Below are 21,315 nucleotides of genomic sequence, written 5' to 3' on the forward strand. Positions count from 1 at the left end.
TTTGACGATCAAATCCGACGCCGGTGACTATGATCGGAAACTTGCGTTCCGGGTTGGTTGGAGCCCGTGGAACGGTTGGATGTGGCACCGGTCGGCCATGAGTATTTTTGAAAAGATGAAATATTGCAGTCGGTTAGCGTTGACGTGGTCGTCGGGTCGGGCGCCAGCGCTGAGTGCGGGGGACTTTCGGATTCGGTAGCTGGCGGATTTTCTGCGCCTGCGGTATGTGCAGGCAACGAAACAGGAGATGCCCATGTATGTCGCCACCCTGCTGACCAACCCAGCCGCGCCATCGCTGGACCCTGCGCTGGTCGAGTCGCTGCGTAATGCCTGGGGTGGGGGCGAGGCGGTCTGGCTGAGCTCGGACGAGGCGGCGGAGTTTGCTTTGGACGTGATGCCGGGGAATCTTTGGGAGGTTTGGGCCGACTTGCAGAAGCTGGGTGTCGATCTGGTGGTGCAGCGGACCGAGGGACGGCGCAAGCGGATGCTGCTGGCGGATATGGACAGTACCATGATCGAGCAGGAATGCATCGACGAGTTGGCGGATGAGGCCGGGGTGGGTGCTCATGTGAAGGACATCACCGCGCGGGCGATGAATGGCGAGCTGGATTTCGAAGGCGCACTGATCGAGCGGGTCGGACTGCTGAAAGGGCTCGATGAGGCGGTGATTGCCAAGGTTCTGGCCGAGCGGATCACCCTCATGCCCGGCGGGCAGGAACTGGTGGCGACGATGCGCGCGGGCGGCGGCTATGCCGCCCTGGTCTCCGGCGGGTTTACCGCTTTTACGGCCAAGGTGGCCGAGGTGCTGGGGTTCGATGAGAACCGGGCCAACACGCTGTTGGCTGAGGATGGCAGGCTGACCGGCGATGTCGGGCGCCCGATCTTGGGGCGCGAGGCGAAAGTTGAGGCGCTCGGGCAGATCACTGCTCGGCTTGGGATTTCTCCGGCCGATGCGATCGCTGTGGGTGATGGGGCGAACGATCTGGGCATGCTGGGATTGGCCGGAACCGGGGTTGCGTTGCACGCCAAGCCCTCGGTGGCCGAGCAATGCGACGTGCGCATCAATCACGGGAATCTGACGGCCCTGCTGTATCTGCAAGGTTACGCCCGAGAGGATTTCATCGGTTAGAAAACGTCAGAACAGATCGAAACGCACAGGGTTTATCGCGTAATAAACTCGGGCGGCGAGGATGAGCCGTTCCTTTGGATCATTCAGCGCAGCGAAGGGCACGGGAACCCCATGCGCGGCGGTGACGTTTTCCAGCGCCCTGGTGGTCGCGGGACCAACCTGTCCGTCCACCGCGACACTCTCACCCAGCTCGTTGAGCGCCATCTGCAACGCGCGATCCAGCGCCGAGTTCGGCAGGCCGTCGAGCTGCTCACGCGCCTGGCCTGCGGCTTCTTCATCTGCCAGCAGCGTCGCTTTGGCCGCCCGCAAAGCCGCGTCTGCCGGACCTTTGCCGCGCACCTGGCCGTCAAGAATGATGTAGGCCCCGTTGGCGCCACCCCATGCGTCACCGCGTGCAAGCGACATGTCATACCATTCGAGTGCCTCGGCGCTTGTGCGGCCCTGCAACTGATCGCGCAGGATCATACGGGCAATGCTGGCGGGGGCCGTGGGATGGCCACCTTCCACAGCGGCAAGAAAGTACCGGTGCGCCTTTTCGTAGTCGACCGGATTGCCGCCCAGCCCGTTCAGCGCGACATAGGCTAGATTGTCATAGCCGTAGATGTCTTTGCGCAATTCCGAGGCCCGCAGATAGCGCATGCCGCGCTCGGGAATGTAGTGCTCGGAGTTTTCACGCAGGAAATAGAGCCCCAATTCGTTCATCGAGAACGTATGGCCCAGTTCCACGGCCCGCTCCAGCAGTTCAAAGCCCCGCTTCTTCTCCTCGGCAGTTTCGCCTTCGCGCAGCAGCTTCTTTCCCAGCCGGTGCATGGCATAGGGGTCTTGTTCGGCAGTGCCCTCTTCCAGCAGTGTAAGCGCTTTTTGCGTATCAAGGGGGATCTTGGTTACCGCGCGGTCGATCTGTTCGGAATCAAGAAGCATGGCCAAAGCGAATTTTGCTCGGATATGCCCCGCCGCAGCCGCAGCCGAGATGTTGTCATAGGCTTCGGACAACTGGCCTGCGGCTTGCTGCACGCGACCCAGCTGATACCGAAAACGGGCATTGTCAGGATGCGCTGCAACGGCTTCGCCACACGCCTTCAAGCCGTCTGCAATGTTGATCTCGTTCGGCAGGCGAAAGATGCCCACACCATTCAGATCAAGCGCATCGCCTGCTTCCAGGTCACATGCGTTCAGGTCCAGTTGTAGGGAAACGTCGACCCGCTGGCGTTGCTGGCCGGAGGTGACGACCTCGACCACGAACTTGTCCTGAACCCCGGCCTTGTTCACCTCGACCGCGCGGACATCCGAGATTTCCGGCGCGTATGAGATCGAACCGGACTGTTGTTCATTCCCCAGCGCAATCACACCGCGGTCGGGACGCTCAACAATATGCACCTCGGAGATGTCGGCACCCAGCGCCTGTTCCAAGGTCTGGGACAGCGGGATGTTCTTGTCGAACTGATGGGTCAGATCAAGCGATTGGGCCTCGCCGCCGGTGACCGGTTCGGGCGTTGTTTCGGTTTGTAGCTGCGCCAGGTAGAACGGCTTCACAAGCGTCGAGCTTTCCCATGGGATCTGCTGCCCTTGGGTGGAGTCATGCACCCGTTCCCTGATGACCGGGAACAACTGCTGAATGTTCTCAAACGGCGTGGCGCGCGCGGTTTCAAGAACCGCCGCAGTATAAGGGCTGTTCTCCCCAGCCGCGCCGTCACTGGCCACGGCACCGGGCGAGGTGGAATAAGCGACCAGCGAGTTGAGCGGGGTGCGGAACACGTCAAACCCGGTGCGGGTCTCGAACAGGTTGGCGTCCAGATCCGCGGCCAGCCGGATGTCACTGAACGGGTTGTCGCGACAGGAATCCAGAATGGCCACATGCGCCGAGCTGCGGGCCGACAGCGTGTCGATCACCCGATCCAGTGTCATGGTGGCCAGGGGAACGTCGTAGATGCTTTCGAACTTGGCATCCACCGGCAGCAGGTAGTTTCGCCTGCCGATCTGAATGCCGTGCCCGGCGTAGTAGAACAGAACGTTCGCTGAATCCGGGATATTGAGCACGGCCGTGCGCAGAAGCTCCTCGAATTCGCGTTTTTCAAGATCGTATCCGTCATAGACCTTGAAGTTGAACTCGCGCAGCAGTGAGGCAATATCCTGGGCGTCCTTGCGCGCATTCGTAAGGTCGCCAACATTCGTATAGTCCTGATTGCCGATCACGATGGCAATCCTGGGGGCAGTCGCCGATTGCGATACTTCGCGGGGGGCGGTTTGGGCCAGCACATGTCCGGTTGGCAGAGACAAAGCAAGCATCCCGGCCAAGATCGGATAGATCCCGCCTCTCAGGCTGCGCCGAAACATGATTGGCCCTCCGTGTCTAGTTCCAGCTTCCGCCGCCACCGCCACCGGCGCCGCCACCACCGCCGCCACCGCCATCGCTATCCCGTTCTTCACCGGAGTCAGAAGTATTGGACGACGCTTGCGTTGTTGTCACCGTCGGCGTTGTTGCAGCGGCAGGAGTCGGCGTGGCAACCGGAGCCGGCTGCGGAGCGGGCTGTGGTTCCACGGTTTGGGTATTTTCAAACCAAAGCGGCGTGCACCCAACCAGAACCATCGTACTGCACACCACAATCGGTAAAGAAACTCGGACCATTACGGGCCTCCCTGACAAATTATTCAACGTATATGCACAATTTAGCTTACGTTGAGTAAGTTAGGTCTGTCCATCATAGATTTCCGGTCAGTTTATACCTGCCCCGCTCGCCCCAAGAATCGAGTTTGCATCATTTAACATTTATGTTAATAGTCGGGCATGAACACACTTATCAAGGCCTTCTCTGCCCTGTCAGACGAAACCCGCCTGTCCATTGTCGAACAGCTTATGGCGGACGGCGAGTTGCCAGCCGGAGATCTGATCGAAGGCAGGGGCATGTCCGGAGCCGCGATCTCGCGTCATCTGAAGGTGCTGCGCGAGGCGGGGCTGATACAACAACGCGCAAAGGGGCCGCAGCGGCTTTATTCCATCCGGCCCGAGGGACTGCGCGCCATTGCCGAATGGACCATCTCGAAGCGCGAATTCTGGGAGACGAGCCTCGACCGGTTGGGGGCGACTTTGGAGAGAGAGAATACATGGCCGACCTGAGATTGAAGCGGGAGTTTCCCGTAGCCCCCGAACAGCTTTTCGCGTGGGTCAGCGATGGCCCCAAACTGTTGCAGTGGTGGGGACCTGAGGGGCTGCATGTGCCCGAGCACGACCTGGATTTCTCGCGCACCGGTCCGTGGTTCTCGGTGATGGAGAATGGCGAGGGGCAGCGGTTCAAGGTCTCGGGTCATGTCACCCATGTGGATGCGCCCAAATCGGTCGGGTTCACCTGGGCCTGGCATGACGAGAATGACCAGCGCGGCGATGAGAGCCATGTGACTTTCACGGTCGAGGCCACGGACAATGGTGCGCGGCTGGTGCTGGATCACCGCGAGTTGGGCGATGACGAGATCAGCGCCAGCCACGAAGGCGGCTGGACCTCGTCGCTGCGCAAGCTTGAAGCCGCATTGGCGTGAGTTTTCAGCAAGGGAGGTAGTGAAATGCCGGAATTCGTTTTTGCATATCATGGCGGCAAGGCGCCCGAGAGCCCCGAGGAGGGCGAAAAGGTGATGGCACAATGGCAGGCCTGGTTTGCCGATATGGGCGAGGCGGTGGTGATCCCCGGCGCACCGGTGGGGATGTCCAAGACCGTCAGCGCGGACGGTGTGGCCGATGATGGCGGCGCCAATCCGATCTCGGGGTATTCGGTGGTCAAGGCCGCCGATATCGGAGCCGCGACCGAGATGGCCAAAGGGTGTCCGATGGTGGTGACGGGCAACGGCTCGGTCGAGGTTGCCGAAGTTATGGAGATGTAGATCATCCCCCTCACCCTAACCCTCTCCCCGTGGGGAGAGGGAATCCGCGATGCGTCAGAGCGGGGCCAACAGATCCTGTGTTGGCCTGATGCTGCCGCAGTCGATACCCCTGCGGCTATGGATTGGCGCATTCATGAACTTCCGTGTGGCCGGGTGATCGGCATCCAGCACTCCGAGGCCTACCAGAATCGCTGCGATGGCGCATTCGCTGGCGCGGGTGGCGCCGTCGGCGATCTTGAGTGCCACGCCCACACGCTTTTCCGGAATGATGGCGACGAACACCGCTTCGGCGCCGGTCTTGATCGCCGCGCGGCCATCCATGGCGCGCATCAGTTCGGTGCAGGCGCGGCCTTCGCCCGCGACAAGCTCGGGATGTTTGATCATCGCCGCCGTTAGTTGCTCGGCGGCAGTGCTTTGGCGGTCGGATCGGTCAGCGGCAGAAGCAAACCATGCCATCGAGCGCGCGAGCCCCAGCAAAGAGGTCGCGAAGTTCGGGGCCGAGCAACCGTCGATACCGTAACCGGGGCTGGATTCGCCCGTTACTTCTTCGAACGCGGCGCGACAGGCCTGCTGCACGGGGTGGTCGATTTCGATATATTCCGGGCCCGCGCCCATATGCTGCGCCAGCGTCAGAAAACCGGCATGTTTGCCCGAACAATTGTTGTGCATCTGGCAGGGGCGGACATCGGCAAGGATCAGCCCGTCGCGCGCGGCCATGTCCGACGGCTCCTGCGGGCCGCAGCGGAAATCGTCGTCATGCAGGCCCAGATGATGCAGCCAGGCGGAAACCCGATCAGTGTGGATCGCGGCACCGCTATGCGAGGCGCAGGCCAGGGCCAGATGTTCCGGGCCCAGCCCATATTTGGCCGCCGCACCTGAGGTAACCAGCGGTAAAGCCTGAACCATTTTGCAGGACGACCGCGGATAGATCAACGCGTTCGGGTCGCCCCAGCTGCGCACGATCTGGCCTGTGTCGTCGCAAATCACCGCATGACCCAGGTGAATGCTCTCCAGAAACGGTCCCCGCCACACTTCGGTCATCGCCACCGGCTGCGTCATGACGTCCTCTCCACCCCTGCGCAAATTTCTGCCAATCGCCCTTTCGCCCATGGCGAAACCTGCGATAGTGTGTCTATGTCGGCAAACGATGGGATGCGCAAGGCAGACGGGCTTCAAGACCCGCAGGCGCCCCGGGAAACTTGAGGTAAAGGTCGGGCTAGGAGGCTGGACAAATGGGATCGAAACTCGTCCGCGCAATTGCGGGCCTGTGCATGACAGGAATGGCCACAACTGCAATCGCTCAGCAGGCGACAAGCACCAACCGTGTGGCCGCCAAGACCGATTGGCACGTGTATGTCGAGGACGATCCGACCGAATGCTGGAGCGTTTCGTCCCCCAAGGAAACCGTCAACACCCGTGGTGGTCGGGTCGTTTCGGTGCGGCGCAGCGACATCCTGCTGTTCGTGTTCTTCCGCCCCAAGGCCGAGGTGAGCGGTCAGGTGACCTTTACAGGAGGCTATCCGTTCGCGCCGGGATCGACCGTGAACCTGAATGTCGAGGGTGAGGAGTTCGAACTGTTCACCGAAGGCGAATGGGCCTGGCCTGCGACCGAGACAGACGATGCCAAGATCGTGACCGCCATGAAGCGCGGCAGCGAGGCCGTTCTGACCGCACGGTCCGAGCGGGGCACGCAGACCAAGGACACATTCTCGCTGCTGGGTTTCACCGCAGCGATCGAGGATGCCGAGAAACGCTGCACGAACTAACCGATCCGGTTCGGCGCTGATGAAGGCCTCGCCGTTTTGGCTGGGGCTTTTTTTTGATGCGGTAAAGTGCGGTCCTGTCGTCCGCATGACATGCGACCGTCTGCTATTCACCCCACTCAAGAACAACCTTGCCAGACAGGCCGGATTTCATCGCGGCAAAACCCTTGGCGAACTCATCCACCTTGAAGCGGTGGGTAATGACGCGCGTGACATCCAGACCGTTCTGAAGCATCGCGATCATCTTGTACCAGGTCTCGAACATCTCGCGCCCATAGACCCCCTTGATGGTGATCGCCTTGAACACAATCCGCGACCAGTCCACCGGAGACTTGCCCGGCGGGATGCCCAGTAGGGCGATTTTGCCGCCCATCACCAGCGCCTCGACCATCTGGTCCAGCGCGGCTTGCGAGCCAGACATTTCAAGCCCGACATCGAACCCCTCTTTCATGCCCAGTTCGGCGATCACGTCCTGCAAGTCTTCGCTGGTCACATCTACGGTACGAACCGACGGAACGACATGGCCAGCCAGTTGTAGCCGGTCCGGGTTGATGTCGGTGATCACCACATGCCGCGCACCGGCGTGGCGGGCGACAGCGGCGGCCATGATGCCGATGGGACCGGCGCCGGTGATCAACACGTCCTCGCCCAGCAGATCGAAACTGAGCGCCGTGTGCACCGCATTGCCCAGGGGATCGAGAATCGCGCCGATCTCGTCCGGAATGTCGTCCGGCAGTGGCACCACGTTGAAAGCGGGGAGTTTCAGGTATTCGGCGAATGCCCCCTGCTCGTTCACCCCGATCCCGCGCGTGCCCGGGTCGAGATGGAACTTCCCTGCGCGGCTCTGGCGGCTGTCGGTGCCGATCAGGTGTCCCTCGCCAGAGCAGCGCTGGCCGATTTCCAGCCCGGTCACGTCGCGACCCATCTCGACGATTTCACCGGCGAATTCGTGGCCCGTGATGAGCGGAACCGGCACAGTGGCCGAGGCCCAGTCATCCCAGTTCCAGATGTGAATATCGGTGCCGCAGATACCGGTCTTGTTGATACGGATCAGCACCTCGTCGGGACCGATTTCAGGGACCAGAGCGTGTACCATCCACAGCCCCTCCTGCGGTTTGGACTTTTCGAGGGCCTTCATTGTATTGGGTCGCATCGGATCACTCCCACAAATCGGTCGAAAGGTATTTCAGCCCACTGTCGCACATCACGATGGCAACGCAGCCGCCGCGCTCCGACCCGCGCAGCAGCTCGGTGGCAGCGGCAAGATTGGCGCCGGAGGAGTACCCGGCAAAGATACCCTCGGCACGGGCAAGCAGGCGGGCATGGTCGCGCGCCTGCCCGCCGGTCACGGCAAGGTGGCCGGCGATTGGCGCCTCGCGCAGGTGGGCAAGATCGGGCATGGCGTAGCCGCCGCCCTGAATCGGATGGTCCGGGCAACGCACGGAACCCTCCGCCAAAGCGCGCGCGTCGTCAGGTTCCACGGCGAAACAGCGTACACTGTGACGGGCAAAGAAGCGCGCCGCGCCGCCAAGGGTTCCCCCTGATCCTGCAAAGTCGCAGAACGCGGTGATTTCACCGTTGGATTGTGCCCAGATTTCCGGCGCGGTTCCACTTTCGTGGGCATCCGGGTTGCCCTTGTGGCCGAACTGGTCGGCCCGGAAAGCGCCACGTTCAGCCGTCAGCCGTTGGGCGGCGTCCTCAACCAAGGCAAGATCCGCGCCCGACACCTCACCCGGCTTGCCGCCCGGAGATTGCGGAACGATGACCACCTCGGCCCCGAGCGCGCGCATCATGCGTGCCCGTTCGACGGAGTTTCCGGCACTCATGACCGCCACGAAAGGATGGCCCAGAACGCCGCACACGATGGCCAGCCCGGTTCCCATATTGCCCGAGGTGAGCTCCACCACGGTCTGGCCGGGCGCGAGGGTGCCGTCGGCCCGGGCCGCTTCGATGATGGATCTTGCCGCGCGATCCTTTTTGGAGAAGCCGGGCAGCAGGTAATCCAGCTTGGCGAGTATGCGACCCTGCAGGTGGAGCGCAGCGCATACGCGCGACAGCTCGACCAGCGGGGAATTGGCCATCACGCCAATGACCGAGGTGTGGATCATGCGATCACTCCCAGATCCGTGCCGACCTTGCCAAAGGCGGCCAGTGCACGGTCCAGTTCGCCCTTGGTCAGAGCCGCATTCATCTGCGTCCTGATCCGCGCCTGACCGCGCGGCACCACCGGGAAGAAGAAGCCCGAGACATAGACGCCTTCGTCAAAGAGACGTGCTGCCATTTCCTGTGCCAACGTCGCCTCACCCAGCATGACCGGGATGATCGGGTGTTCGCCGGGCAAGAGATCAAAACCCAGTTTTTCGAGACCCGCGCGCCAGTATTTGGCGTTGCCGAAGAGTTGGGCGCGCAGCATGTCGCCCTCTTCGACCAGACGGATGGCTTCAAGGCCCGCGGAGACGATGGAGGGCGGCAGCGAGTTCGAGAACAGATAGGGCCGCGCCCGCTGCCGCAGAAGGTCGATCACTGGCTGCGGCCCTGCGATATAACCGCCGATTGCCCCCCCAAGTGCCTTGCCCAGCGTCCCCGTCAGGATGTCGACGTCCACGCCGAAATGATCCGGCGTACCCGCTCCGTGCGGTCCCATGAAGCCGGTGGCGTGACAGTCGTCGACCATCACCACTGCGTCATATGTGTCGGCCAATTCGCGGATGGCGGGCAGGTTGGCCAGATAGCCATCCATCGAGAACACGCCATCGGTGGCGATCATGATATGCCGCGCCCCATCCTCGCGCGCCTGTTTCAGCCAGGCTTCGAGGTCGTTCATGTCGTTGTTGAGATAGCGGTAGCGCTTCGCCTTGCAGAGCCGCACTCCGTCGATGATCGATGCGTGGTTGAGGCTGTCCGAGATGATGGCGTCCTCGGGGCCCAGAAGCGGCTCGAACAAGCCACCATTGGCGTCGAAGCAGGCGGCGAACAGGATGGCGTCATCCTTGTTCAGGAACTTGGCCAGCCGCTGCTCCAACTCACGGTGGATGTCCTGCGTGCCGCAGATGAACCGGACCGAGGCCATGCCGAAGCCGCGGGGCTCCATCGCGGATTTCGCCGCTGCGATCAGGTCCGGGTGATCGGCGAGGCCCAGATAGTTGTTGGCGCACAGGTTGATGACATGCTGCCCGCCAACCGTGATCTCACCGCCCTGAGGCGAGGTGATCATTCGCTCGCGCTTGTAGAGCCCCTCGGCTTCGATCTGCGCAAGCGTGTCCGTGACGTGGGACAGGAATGTGTCGGACATGGGCCATCCTCCTTTGCCTGAGTCGCACGTCTACCATAACGGATAGGTTTCCGAAATAGGGGAATTCACTATATTGGATGAAAATCCGCCAAACCGGACATCTGTGCCGGACGCAAAATTCTTCGAAGAATTTTGAACCAAGAAAATTCGAATTTTCTTGGTTGCGATTGGACATGTCAGGCTCACGTCCTGACCGGGCGTGAAGTCGAGATCGGGGAGAACAAATTTTTTCGAAAAAATTTGGCCGCGGCTCAGGCGTTTTTCACGATGAGGAATACGCGCGCCGCCGCGTCCGGCGCTGAGATCGAATGCACCACATCCGCCGCGTAGCGCGCAGTGTCTCCGGCGTTCAACTCACTTGCGGTGTTACCCGAGGTGACACGCACGGCACCTTCCAGCACCGTCAGTTGTTCCTGCGCGCCACGCGCATGGGGCTGGCTGTTGAGGGCACCGCCGGGATCGAATCGAATATCGTAGACTTCATGCCCGCCGGCCTCCTCGGGGGGCGACAGGATGCGGATACGGCAGCCCTGCCCCATGTTGTCGATGCTCGGCACGTCGGTTTTGCGCAGCACTTCGATCCGGTCCGCGCCGTCGCCATCTTCGAGCAGTCCCGCGAAATCCACCTGCAAGGCACGGGTCAGGTTCCAGAGCGTGGCGATGGTCGGGCTGCTTTCGCCGCGTTCGATCTGGCTGACCATCGAGCGGGATACGCCGCTGAGATTGGCCACCGCCTCAAGCGACAGGCCTTGCGCCCGGCGCGCCTCTTTCAGGCGGGCGGGCAGGCGTGTCAGGATATCGTCTGGATTTTCCGTCATGACGGATTCTTGTGCGCCTTGAGGTCTAGTTTGTCAATTCCACCCGTGACGGTACGTCTCATGAGACAGCCCAATGCCGCAGGTGCATAATGCCGCCAGACCCAACAGGAGAGAGACATGACCGACATCGTGATTCTGGACGGCGCCCGCACCGCAATCGGGACGTTTGGCGGGGCACTGGCCTCGACCGCGCCCATCGATCTGGCAACCGTTGCCACCGAGGCCGCGCTGGAGCGGTCAGGGGTCGAGGGCGGTCAGATCGGTCATGTGGTCTTTGGCCATGTGATCAACACCGAGCCGCGCGACATGTATCTGAGCCGGGTGGCGGGGATGCAGGCGGGGATACCGAACGGGACGCCTGCGATGAACGTGAACCGTCTGTGCGGGTCCGGCGCGCAGGCGGTTGTGTCGGCGGTTCAGTCGCTGATGCTGGGCGATGCCGAGTTTGCCGTTGCGGGCGGCGCCGAGAGCATGTCGCGCAGCCCGTTTATCACACCGCAGACCCGTTGGGGGGCGAAGATGGGCGATGTGAAGTCGCTTGACATGATGTTGGGAGCGCTGAACTGTCCGTTTGGCAGCGGGCATATGGGTGTGACGGCTGAGAATGTGGCGGACGAGCATCAGATCTCTCGCGAGCAGATGGATGAGTTTGCTCTGGCAAGTCAGGACCGGGCGGCGGCGGCGATTGACGCGGGCCATTTCGACAGCCAGATCACGCCGGTGCAGGTGAAGGTCAAGCGTGACATGGTCGATTTCAAGGTGGATGAGCATCCCAAGGCTACCACCGCCGAAGCGCTGGCCGGGCTGAGGCCGGTGTTCCAGAAGGACGGTCGGGTGACGGCGGGCAATGCCTCGGGCATCAATGACGGCGCTGCGGCGATGGTGCTGGCGACAGCGGATGCGGCGGAGAAGGCCGGGCTGACGCCCAAGGCGCGGGTGCTGGGCTATGCACATGCCGGCGTGCGGCCCGAGGTGATGGGGATCGGGCCGGTTCCGGCGGTGCAGAACCTGTTTACAAAGACGGGTCTGACGGCCGCGGATTTCGACGTGATCGAGTCGAACGAGGCCTTTGCGGCGCAGGCGTTGGCGGTGAACAAGGAACTGGGGCTGGATGCAGCCAGGGTGAACCCGAATGGTGGTGCGATTGCGCTGGGTCATCCGGTGGGTGCAACCGGGGCGATCATCACGCTGAAGGCGCTTTATGAGTTGGAACGAACCGGCGGATCGAAAGGGCTGATCACCATGTGTATCGGCGGCGGTCAGGGGATTGCCATTGCCATCGAGCGGCTCTGATCGGTAGGGGGCAGGGGGGCTGTCTGCCCCCCATCGCGCGTTGCGCGATTCCCCCCGAGGATATTTTGGAACAGAAGAAGATCCGAGCCGGGCTGCGGTCAGATCAGCGTGATGAGCAGCAGGGTCAGGATTGCGCCAGCCAATACGCCTGCCAGCGCGGGCAAGAGCCACGAGGTCTTGCCGGACGCGGTGCTTTCTTCGGTTTGGGACTGGGCGATCAAGGCGTTTTCCACCAAGGCCGGGAGACGGGGGCCAAAGCGGGCGAGGACGCGGGCGGTGTTGCCCAAATCGCGCATGATCGCGCGAGGGCCGATGGAGCCTTTGATGTAATCCTCGACCACCGGATGGGCGACCTCCCAGATATTGATGTGGGGATCGAGCGAGCGGGCCACGCCTTCCACCACTACCATGGTGCGTTGCAGCAGGATCAGCTCGGTGCGGGTCTCCATGCCGAAGCGTTCGGTGACCTCGAACAGGTAGTTCAGCAGCCGGCCCATCGAGATATGTGAGGCGTCCATGCCGAAGATCGGCTCGCCCACGGCGCGCAGGGCGCGGGCGAATTCGTCGACATCCCTGTCGGCGGGGACGTAACCGGCCTCGAAATGCACCTCGGCCACGCGTTTGTAGTCGCGGCGGATGAAGCCGAACAGGATCTCGGCATAGACCCGGCGGGTGTATTCGTCGATATGGCCCATGATGCCGAAATCGTAGGCGATGATGTCGCCGTTGGCGGCGACCTTGAGGTTGCCCTGGTGCATGTCGGCGTGGAAAAACCCGTCGCGCAGGGCGTGCAGCAGGAACATGCGCAGCACGCGTTCCCCCAGGTCGCGGCGGTTGTGATTTGCCGCATCCAGCGCGTCGTTGTCTCCCAGCGGGATGCCGTCGGCCCAACTAAGCGTCATGACCCGCCGCGCCGAAAGCGACCAGCGCACCGGCGGCAGCCAGAAGCCTTCGTCACCCTTGGTGTTGTCGGCATATTCCGAGGCGGCGGCGCTTTCCAGCCGCAGGTCCAACTCGCCCCGCACCACGCCGTCGAAATGTTCGATCACGTCCATCGGGCGCAACCGGCGTGCGCCGGGGGCAAACAGATCGACGATGCGGGCGGCGAAATAGAAGGCGTCCACATCCTTGCGGAAGGCGCGCTCGATCCCGGGGCGCAGGACCTTGACCGCCACTTCTTCACCGGTGGCGGCCAGCTTGGCCTTGTGCACCTGTGCGATCGAGGCGGCGGCGATCGGCTCGCTGAATTCCGAGAACAGGGTGTCGACCTGGCGGCCCAGCTCTTTTTCCACCTCTTTCATGGCCTCGGCGCGCGAAAACGGCGGCAGCTTGTCTTGCAGCACCCGCAGCTGTTCGGCCAGTTCATCGCCCACCACATCGGGGCGGGTCGAGAGGACCTGACCGAACTTAATATAGGCCGGGCCCATGGCGGTCAGCGCGCGGGTGGCGGGTGGCATGTCCGGGTCGCCCTTGTAGCCCAGCCACTGGAACGGCTTGCCCAGCGCGTGGGCCAGAAAGCGCAGCGCGCGCGGGGCCTCGAACGCGTTGAGTACCACGTTCATGGCACCCGTGCGCTCCAAAGTGGCGCCTGTGCGGATCAGGCGGATGATGTTGTGAGGTCCTCGCATTCAGAGTTTCCAGCCGGAATGCAGCGCGGCGATGCCCATGCTGAGGTTGCGGTATTTGGCATTGCCGAACCCGGCCTTGCAGACCATGGCCAGAAACGTGTCCTGATCGGGGAAATTTCGGATCGATTCCACGAGGTATTGATAGCTGTCGCGGTCGCCCGCAATCATCTGCCCCATGCGCGGAATGACGTTGAAACTGTAGAGGTCGTAGAGTTTCTGCAGCCCGTCATTGGGCAACTGGCTGAATTCCAGAACCATCAGGCGACCGCCGGGTTTCAGCACACGGTAAGCCTCGTTCAAAGCGTCCTGCGGGCGGGTCACGTTCCGGATGCCGAACGAGATGGTGTAAACGTCGAACGTGTTGTCCTCAAACGGCAGCGCCATGGCGTCGCCAACCACCCAGTCAAGACTGTCGGCGCGCTGTTCGGCCTCGGCGCGTTTGCGGCCCTCGACCAGCATCGGCTCGGTCAGGTCCAGCACGGTGGCGTGGCCATGGCCAGCCCGTCTCAGGAAACGGAACGAGATGTCGCCGGTGCCACCCGCCACGTCCAGCAGACGCTGACCGGGACGCGGTGCCAGCCAGTCCATCATCGCGTCCTTCCAGACCCGATGGATGCCGATACTCATCACATCGTTCATGATGTCGTATTTCGAGGCGACCGAGTTGAACACACCCTGCACCCGCCCGGCCTTTTCAGCCTCGCGGACGGTTTCGAACCCGAAATGGGTGGTTTTGTCGTTGGTCTCAGACATGGGCCTTGCCGTTTTTCGAATTTCGCCTCTGTTATAGGGCGCTGGAACCTGGGCACAATGCGGCCCGTTGGAATGGGAGCGTCCTAATGCCTGAATTGCCCGAGGTCGAGACAGTAAGACGCGGCCTGAGCCCCGCGATGGAGGGTGTGGTGATAGAGAAGGCGGATGTGAACCGCCCCGATTTGCGCTGGCCGTTCCCCGACCGCATGGCCGAACGGCTTACAGGGCAGCGGGTGGATCGGCTGCGGCGGCGGTCGAAATACATTCTGGCCGACCTGAGCGGGGGCGAGACACTGTTGATCCATCTGGGCATGTCGGGGCGGATGACCGTCTCGGGCGATCCGCTGGGGCAGTTCGTGCATGAGCATCCCGCGCCCGAGAAACACGACCATGTGGTGTTTCACATGGCCAACGGCGCCCGCGTCACCTTCAACGATCCGCGCCGGTTCGGGGTGATGGACCTGATGCCCACTGCCACGGCTGAGGCGCACAAGCTGCTGGCGGTTCTGGGGCCGGAACCCTTGGGCAACGATTTCCACGAACAGCACCTGATCGAGTCGTTTCGGGGCCGGAACACCCCGGTCAAATCGGCGCTGCTGGATCAGGGAATCGTCGCCGGGCTGGGCAATATCTATGTGTGCGAGGCGCTCTACCGCGCCGGGATTACTCCACGTCGCAAGGCGGGCCAGATCTCGGCCAAGCGGGTGGCGGCGCTGGTTCCGGTGATCCGACAGGTGCTGCAGGACGCCATCGAGGCGGGCGGATCGTCGCTGCGGGATTTCCGCCAAGCCGATGGAGAACTTGGGTATTTTCAGCATCGCTTTGACGTCTACGGGCGCGAGGGTGAGGCCTGCCGCACCCCGGGTTGCAGTGGCGCCATACAGAGAATCACTCAGTCGGGCCGGTCCTCCTTCTATTGCGCGCAATGCCAAAGATAGCTTGAAAGCGACCGCTCGCGTGGTAAGGAATCGTTCCTGAACGGAACAACCGAAAGCACTTGCCCCATGGCCTTTGAGACGATCATCGTCGAAATTGAAGACCACGTCGCCCTTATCCGCCTCAACCGTCCGGACGCCCTGAACGCGCTGAACACCCAATTGCTGGGGGAGCTGTGCAGCGCGCTGGAAGAGGCGGACAGCAACGACAAGGTGCGCTGTATCGTCATCACCGGCTCGGACAAGGCCTTTGCCGCGGGCGCCGATATCAAGGAAATGTCGGAGATGAGCTTTGTGGATGTGTTCACCACGAACCTCTTTGCCGACGCCAATGACCGTATTGCCGCCATCCGCAAGCCGATCATCGCTGCCGTGGGTGGCTACGCGCTGGGCGGTGGGTGCGAGTTGGCGATGATGTGCGATTTCATCATTGCCGCCGACAGCGCCAAGTTCGGCCAGCCCGAGATCAATCTTGGTGTGATCGCCGGCATGGGCGGCAGCCAGCGCCTGACCCGTTTCGTGGGCAAGTCCAAGTCGATGGACATGAACCTGACCGGCCGTTTCATGGACGCCGAAGAGGCCGAACGCTCGGGCCTGGTCAGCCGCGTGGTTCCCGCCAAGAAGCTGGTCGAGGAGGCGGTGGGCGCGGCCCAGAAGATCGCGGAAAAATCTATGCTCAGCACCATGGCTGCGAAAGAAGCGGTAAACCGCAGCTATGAGTTGCCGCTGAGCGAGGGCATGCTGTTCGAACGCCGCGTGTTCCATTCGATGTTCGCCAGCGAAGACCAAAAGGAAGGCATGGCCGCCTTCCTTGAAAAACGCGAGGCGCAGTTCCGCGACAAGTAAGGTCAAGGGTCCTCGTGACCGATCAGGCGGGCAAATGCCCGCCTTTTTCTTAGCCTGTCCGGTGTAGAAGAATCGGCTTGGCAAACCCGCCAAACTTGGCTATGCAGCGCCGCTATACATGCGCGTGCGGCCCGCTTTGGCCAGAATCACACTCGTGATCCATGATCCGGTGCGGCATTGTCCGTCACGCGAACCGAAGACAACCGAACCGAACAAAGGTCAGAGAGACACATGGCAAATTCGCCCCAGGCCAAGAAGCGCGCCCGTCAGAACGAAAAGCGTTTCGCCGTCAACAAAGCCCGCCGCTCGCGGATCCGTACCTATCTGCGCAAAGTCGAAGAGGCGATTGCCTCGGGCGACAAGGACGCCGCAACCGCTGCCCTGCGCGCCGCTCAGCCCGAGCTAATGCGCGGTGTGACCAAGGGCGTGTTCCACAAAAACACCGCGTCGCGCAAGATGTCGCGCCTGTCGGCACGGGTCAAAGCACTGGGCTGAATCCGGTCCGCGACTCACGAGAAATTCCATTGAAAGAGGCGTCGCGTCATGCGGCGCCTTTTTCCGTTGCTGTTGCCGGAAAGCCGCGTCTCGGCGGGCCAGAGAGATTCTTTGCGTTAAAAGCCTGAGTCAATATCAGAGTTTCATTGCCGCTTCGCACACGGACTTGCTAGGACTGTTTTCAGCGATTCACTCGCTTGGGGGGACAGGCTGCTTGGGAACCTATACCTGACGGGCATCAGGTCAGTTTCAAAGCGAATGTCGGCGGTCGGGACAAACCGATCCTGTCGATCTGCTCTTGGTTTCGGGCTTACTCCGGGACTTTGGCCCTGTCGTAAAATGAGAGTGTAGCAGGCGGCTCTGTCGCTCGTAGCGATCCGGTCTCGGGTTGTCTCGTGTGTTTTTCGGCCTCTGCCTTCGTACCTGTCGGGGTACTGCCACCGAAGCTGCGTTTCGGTGTGTGGGTATCTTATTGCGTGTGGATCCAGTCGGGCAATGTCCCGGTGCGTAGATGGTGAATACAAGGCCCAAAGGCCAATAAACAATGGGATGCGTGAGGCGCTGGATGACACAAGAGAAATGGGGACAGCTTCGTCAAAAACTGCTCAAGACAGTTGGACAGAACAACTACACCACCTGGATCGAACCGCTGGAGTTCGAGGAATTGCAGGACGGCGTGGCGGTTTTTTCGGTCCCGACCAATTTCATGGGCAACTATGTCAGCCAGAATTTCGCAGATCTCATCCTCTATGAACTGAACACTTCGGGCGAGGCCGTGCAGCGCCTGGCGTTTAGGGTTGCAGCCAACTCACCGGTGCGCCCTGCGAAGAAGGCCGCTGCCGCACCTGTACCCGTAACAGCCGATGCCGAGGAAGAGCCGAGCCCCGATATGACACAGACGTCCAACGACCCGATGGAATCCCTTCAGGCCGCACCTCTGGAGGCCCGGTTCACCTTTGAAAGCTTTGTGGTGGGCAAGCCCAACGAACTGGCCCATGCCGCCGCGCGTCGTGTGGCCGAGGGCGGGCCGGTCACATTCAATCCGCTGGTGCTCTATGGTGGCGTCGGTCTGGGTAAGACGCACCTGATGCACGCGATTGCGTGGGAGCTGAAGGTCAAGCACCCGGAGTTGAACGTACTCTACCTATCGGCGGAGCAGTTCATGTACCGTTTCGTGCAGGCCCTGCGCGAGCGCCGGATGATGGATTTCAAGCACCTGTTCCGCTCGGTCGACGTGCTGATGGTGGATGACGTGCAGTTCATCGCGGGCAAGGATTCCACTCAGGAGGAATTCTTCCACACCTTCAATGCGCTGGTGGATCAGAACAAGCAGATCATCATCTCAGCCGATCGGGCGCCCGGCGAAATCAAGGACTTGGAGGATCGGGTAAAGTCGCGCCTGCAATGCGGCCTGGTCGTCGACCTGCATCCCACCGATTACGAGCTGCGGCTGGGCATCCTGCAGACCAAGGTACAGCAGTATCGCTCCACCTATCCCGATCTAAAGATCGCCGACGGGGTGCTGGAATTCCTTGCTCACCGCATTTCAACAAATGTCCGCGTGCTCGAAGGCGCGCTGACCCGGCTCTTTGCCTTTGCCTCGCTGGTGGGGCGCGAGATCGACATGGAGCTGACGCAGGATTGTCTGGCCGACGTGTTGCGTGCCTCGGAACGCAAGATCACCGTCGAGGAGATCCAGCGCAAGGTCTCCGACTATTACAACATCCGCCTCAGCGACATCATCGGCCCCAAGCGCCTGCGCTCCTACGCCCGGCCACGCCAGGTGGCGATGTATCTGTGCAAGCAGCTCACCAGCCGCTCGCTACCCGAGATCGGCCGCCGCTTTGGCGGGCGCGATCATACCACTGTGATGCACGGGGTGCGTCGTATCGAGGAACTCAAGCTGACCGACGGGCAGATCGCCGAGGATGTCGAAATGCTGCGCCGCGCGCTGGAAGCATAATCTGCCCGCCCCGGGCGTGATCCGGGGCCACGTTTTCGAACCCCGGGGCCCGCTTCGGGGTTTTTCTGTGCGGTTAACCCCACGGTTGCCGGCGAACTGTGCCCTGTCGGCCACGTGGCGCTTGACCCTCCGGGTTTTCCAACCCAGAAATCCGTAAAAAACCTTGTGCCGCAGGGGGAAACCGCTAGGTTGCCAATCCCGGCCTAAGTCAGAGGAATTGAGGGTATGAAGATCAGCATCGAACGCGGCGCATTGCTCAAGGCCGTGTCTCAGGCCCAGTCCGTTGTGGAGCGCCGCAATACGATCCCGATCCTGGCCAATGTTCTCATCGAAGCCGAAAACGATCAGGTTCAGTTCCGCGCCACCGATCTGGATATCGAAGTGGTCGACAAGGCGCCCGCTCAGGTCGAGCGCGCAGGCGCTACCACCGTCGCGGCCACCACCTTGCACGAGATCGTGCGCAAACTGCCCGACGGCGCGCTGGTTACGCTGAATGCCGACAGCGCGGCTGGACGGCTGACGGTCGAAGCCGGGCGCTCGAACTTCTCGCTGGCAACCCTGCCGCGCGAGGACTTTCCGGTAATGGCCTCCTCGGAATACCAGTCCAATTTTACCGCATCGGCGGCATTGCTGCGGCGGCTGTTCGACAAGTCGAAATTCGCGATCTCGACCGAAGAGACCCGGTATTATCTGAACGGTGTCTATATGCATGTGGCGGACGGGTCCGAAGGCGGAAAGTCGCTGCGCTGCGTGGCGACCGATGGCCACCGTCTGGCCCGGATCGACGCTGATCTGCCCGGCGGGGCCGACGAAATGCCCGGCGTGATCGTGCCGCGCAAGACCGTGGGTGAGCTGCGCAAGCTGCTGGACGATGACGAGATGGATATTGCCGTGTCGGTCAGCGAGACCAAAGTGCGCTTTGCCACCCCGGACATAACCCTGACCTCGAAGGTGATCGACGGCACCTTCCCCGACTACACCCGCGTGATCCCGCAGGGCAACACGCGGCGCTTGGAAGTGGACGCCTCGGAATTCGCCCAAGCAGTGGACCGGGTGGCCACCGTGTCGTCGGAACGTTCGCGCGCGGTGAAGCTGCAGCTTGAGACCGACCGGCTGGTGCTGTCGGTCAACGCGCCCGACAGTGGTGCTGCCGAAGAGGAACTGGCCGTGGCCTATGGAGACGAGCGGCTCGAGATCGGGTTCAACGCCAAGTATCTGCTTGAAATCGCGTCTCAGGTGGATCGCGAAAACGCGGTGTTCCTGTTCAACTCGGCGGGCGATCCGACCCTGATGCGCGAAGGCAGTGATCAGAGCGCGGTCTATGTGGTCATGCCGATGCGTGTCTGATCGCGCTGACGCGCGATGCCTCCGGCGGGGATATTTTTGAACAGAAGAAGGGGGCTTGGTTTTTGCTGGCCCTGACCTCGCTTACAATTTCCCATTTTCGCTCGCACAAGCTGGTGCGGCTGTCTCTGGATGACCGGCCTGTGGCGATTTACGGGCCGAACGGGGCGGGCAAGACCAATATCCTTGAGGCTGTGTCGCTGTTTTCGCCGGGGCGCGGGTTGCGCCGGGCCAGTGCCGCCGAGATGACGCGGCGACCCGAGGCGTTAGGGTGGAAGCTGACCGGGCTGCTTGCGGCGCACGGGCAGAGTTATGAGATCGAGACCTGGTCCGATGGCGGCGCGGCGCGGCAGGTACGGGTTGACGGCAAGGCAGCCAGTCAGGTGGCGCTGGGCAAACTGGCGCGGGTCGTGTGGCTGATCCCCTCGATGGACCGTTTGTGGATCGAAGGTGCCGACGGGCGGCGGCGGTTTCTGGACCGGATGGCGCTAAGTTTCGACCCCTCGCACGCCGAGGCTGCGCTGACCTATGAAAAGGCCATGCGCGAACGCAATCGTCTGCTGAAGGACCAAGTGCGGGATGCCCATTGGTATGTCGCGCTTGAGGGGCAGATGGCCACCTCGGGCCATCGGATACATCTCGCGCGTGTTGCGGCATTGGAGCATCTGCGGGCGGCGCAAGAACGGGCGGAAACGGCGTTCCCAACGGCAGAATTGGAATTGGTCCAGACCGAAGGTGCAATGCCCGAGACCGAAGGTGATCTGCGCGAGGCGCTGGCAGAGAGCCGGTTTCGCGATCTGGCCGCCGGGCGCACGTTAGTGGGGCCACATCGCAGCGATCTCTATGGCACATATGCGGCCAAGGGCGTTCCCGCCCGTGATTGCTCGACGGGTGAACAAAAGGCGCTACTGGTGTCGCTGATCCTCGCCAATGCGCGCGCGCTCGCCGGGATGATCGGGGCACCACCCATCGTGCTGCTGGACGAGGTGGCGGCGCATCTGGATGCGGACCGCCAGGCGGCGCTTTATGAGGAGATCTGCGCGCTGGGCGCCCAGGCCTGGATGACTGGAACGGGGCTTGAGCTCTTTGCCGAATTGGGCGGTCGGGCACAGGTTCTGGAGGTCACTGAAACTGAGGGAATATCGCAGGTTTCAGCATTCTGAGCCGGGCGCGGGCGATCGGTGCA

General features: G+C 62.0%; 20 protein-coding genes. 12 read left to right on the forward strand and 8 right to left on the reverse strand.

Features of this window, described 5'->3' with window-relative positions; genetic code table 11:
* Positions 1 to 253: 253 nt before the first annotated feature.
* Positions 254 to 1,129, forward strand: coding sequence for a phosphoserine phosphatase SerB (gene serB, locus AB3N21_RS08890; protein WP_367934893.1), 876 nt, complete (start codon positions 254 to 256; stop codon positions 1,127 to 1,129).
* A 6-nt stretch (positions 1,130 to 1,135) separates the two neighbouring features.
* Here the strand turns inward: serB and AB3N21_RS08895 are convergent, their stop codons facing one another.
* A complete protein-coding gene (locus AB3N21_RS08895; protein WP_367934894.1) occupies positions 1,136 to 3,463 on the reverse strand; it encodes a caspase family protein in 2,328 nt (775 codons plus the stop codon).
* Between the two features lie 451 nt (positions 3,464 to 3,914).
* On the opposite strand from AB3N21_RS08895, the gene AB3N21_RS08900 reads away from it, so the two are divergent.
* Genes AB3N21_RS08900 through AB3N21_RS08910 form a run of 3 tightly spaced genes read left to right on the forward strand, consistent with a single transcriptional unit; the run spans position 3,915 to position 4,999 of the window.
* Positions 3,915 to 4,244 (forward strand): ArsR/SmtB family transcription factor, encoded by a 330-nt coding sequence (locus AB3N21_RS08900; protein ID WP_367934895.1) that lies wholly within the window; start codon positions 3,915 to 3,917, stop codon positions 4,242 to 4,244.
* Positions 4,232 to 4,660, forward strand: coding sequence for an SRPBCC domain-containing protein (locus AB3N21_RS08905; protein WP_367934896.1), 429 nt, complete (start codon positions 4,232 to 4,234; stop codon positions 4,658 to 4,660). The genes AB3N21_RS08900 and AB3N21_RS08905 overlap by 13 nt, the downstream gene beginning before the upstream one ends.
* A gap of 24 nt (positions 4,661 to 4,684) precedes the next feature.
* Positions 4,685 to 4,999: a hypothetical protein gene (locus tag AB3N21_RS08910; RefSeq protein WP_367934897.1), complete on the forward strand. Its 315-nt coding sequence runs from the start codon at positions 4,685 to 4,687 to the stop codon at positions 4,997 to 4,999.
* Positions 5,000 to 5,053: 54 nt separating this feature from the next.
* On the opposite strand, the gene AB3N21_RS08915 is transcribed toward AB3N21_RS08910, so the two are convergent.
* Entirely contained in the window at positions 5,054 to 6,058 is a 1,005-nt protein-coding gene (locus AB3N21_RS08915) for an asparaginase (protein WP_367934898.1), read from the reverse strand.
* A 173-nt stretch (positions 6,059 to 6,231) separates the two neighbouring features.
* Between AB3N21_RS08915 and AB3N21_RS08920 the strand changes: the two genes are divergently transcribed.
* Complete coding sequence (locus AB3N21_RS08920) at positions 6,232 to 6,765, forward strand: invasion associated locus B family protein (protein WP_367934899.1); 534 nt, start codon at positions 6,232 to 6,234, stop codon at positions 6,763 to 6,765.
* Positions 6,766 to 6,868: 103 nt separating this feature from the next.
* Here the strand turns inward: AB3N21_RS08920 and tdh are convergent, their stop codons facing one another.
* The 4 genes from tdh to AB3N21_RS08940 form a co-directional block, all read right to left on the reverse strand.
* Positions 6,869 to 7,900 (reverse strand): L-threonine 3-dehydrogenase, encoded by a 1,032-nt coding sequence (gene tdh, locus AB3N21_RS08925; protein ID WP_367935071.1) that lies wholly within the window; start codon positions 7,898 to 7,900, stop codon positions 6,869 to 6,871.
* 19 nt (positions 7,901 to 7,919) lie between these two features.
* Positions 7,920 to 8,870: a PLP-dependent cysteine synthase family protein gene (locus AB3N21_RS08930; protein ID WP_367934900.1), complete on the reverse strand. Its 951-nt coding sequence runs from the start codon at positions 8,868 to 8,870 to the stop codon at positions 7,920 to 7,922.
* Positions 8,867 to 10,054, reverse strand: coding sequence for a glycine C-acetyltransferase (locus AB3N21_RS08935; protein ID WP_367934901.1), 1,188 nt, complete (start codon positions 10,052 to 10,054; stop codon positions 8,867 to 8,869). The genes AB3N21_RS08930 and AB3N21_RS08935 overlap by 4 nt, the downstream gene beginning before the upstream one ends.
* Before the next feature lie 251 nt (positions 10,055 to 10,305).
* Entirely contained in the window at positions 10,306 to 10,872 is a 567-nt protein-coding gene (locus tag AB3N21_RS08940; protein WP_367934902.1) for a helix-turn-helix domain-containing protein, read from the reverse strand.
* 117 nt (positions 10,873 to 10,989) lie between these two features.
* Between AB3N21_RS08940 and AB3N21_RS08945 the strand changes: the two genes are divergently transcribed.
* Positions 10,990 to 12,165, forward strand: a complete 1,176-nt coding sequence (locus tag AB3N21_RS08945) for an acetyl-CoA C-acyltransferase family protein (protein ID WP_367934903.1) — start codon at positions 10,990 to 10,992, stop codon at positions 12,163 to 12,165.
* A gap of 98 nt (positions 12,166 to 12,263) precedes the next feature.
* Here AB3N21_RS08945 and ubiB read toward each other — a convergent pair whose 3' ends face one another.
* Both ubiB and ubiE read right to left on the reverse strand, forming a co-directional pair.
* Positions 12,264 to 13,793, reverse strand: a complete 1,530-nt coding sequence (gene ubiB / locus AB3N21_RS08950) for a 2-polyprenylphenol 6-hydroxylase (RefSeq protein WP_367934904.1) — start codon at positions 13,791 to 13,793, stop codon at positions 12,264 to 12,266.
* Complete coding sequence (ubiE, locus tag AB3N21_RS08955; RefSeq protein WP_367934905.1) at positions 13,794 to 14,546, reverse strand: bifunctional demethylmenaquinone methyltransferase/2-methoxy-6-polyprenyl-1,4-benzoquinol methylase UbiE; 753 nt, start codon at positions 14,544 to 14,546, stop codon at positions 13,794 to 13,796.
* Positions 14,547 to 14,632: 86 nt separating this feature from the next.
* Here ubiE and mutM point away from each other — a divergent pair, with 86 nt between their 5' ends.
* The 6 genes from mutM (at position 14,633) to recF (ending at position 21,292) form a co-directional block, all read left to right on the forward strand.
* Positions 14,633 to 15,484 carry a bifunctional DNA-formamidopyrimidine glycosylase/DNA-(apurinic or apyrimidinic site) lyase gene (mutM, locus tag AB3N21_RS08960; protein ID WP_367934906.1) on the forward strand — a complete coding sequence of 284 codons (852 nt, stop codon included), beginning with the start codon at positions 14,633 to 14,635 and terminating at the stop codon, positions 15,482 to 15,484.
* A gap of 66 nt (positions 15,485 to 15,550) precedes the next feature.
* On the forward strand, positions 15,551 to 16,327 hold the full coding sequence (locus AB3N21_RS08965) for an enoyl-CoA hydratase (RefSeq protein WP_367934907.1): 777 nt from the start codon (positions 15,551 to 15,553) through the stop codon (positions 16,325 to 16,327).
* 231 nt (positions 16,328 to 16,558) lie between these two features.
* Positions 16,559 to 16,822, forward strand: coding sequence for a 30S ribosomal protein S20 (gene rpsT / locus AB3N21_RS08970; RefSeq protein WP_142638226.1), 264 nt, complete (start codon positions 16,559 to 16,561; stop codon positions 16,820 to 16,822).
* A 565-nt stretch (positions 16,823 to 17,387) separates the two neighbouring features.
* Positions 17,388 to 18,785: a chromosomal replication initiator protein DnaA gene (gene dnaA, locus AB3N21_RS08975; protein WP_367934908.1), complete on the forward strand. Its 1,398-nt coding sequence runs from the start codon at positions 17,388 to 17,390 to the stop codon at positions 18,783 to 18,785.
* 225 nt (positions 18,786 to 19,010) lie between these two features.
* Positions 19,011 to 20,132 (forward strand): DNA polymerase III subunit beta, encoded by a 1,122-nt coding sequence (gene dnaN, locus AB3N21_RS08980; protein WP_367934909.1) that lies wholly within the window; start codon positions 19,011 to 19,013, stop codon positions 20,130 to 20,132.
* A 62-nt stretch (positions 20,133 to 20,194) separates the two neighbouring features.
* Positions 20,195 to 21,292: a DNA replication/repair protein RecF gene (gene recF / locus AB3N21_RS08985; protein WP_367934910.1), complete on the forward strand. Its 1,098-nt coding sequence runs from the start codon at positions 20,195 to 20,197 to the stop codon at positions 21,290 to 21,292.
* Positions 21,293 to 21,315: the final 23 nt, after the last annotated feature.

This window comes from Ruegeria sp., from assembly GCF_040830605.1.
GTDB lineage: Bacteria > Pseudomonadota > Alphaproteobacteria > Rhodobacterales > Rhodobacteraceae > Ruegeria.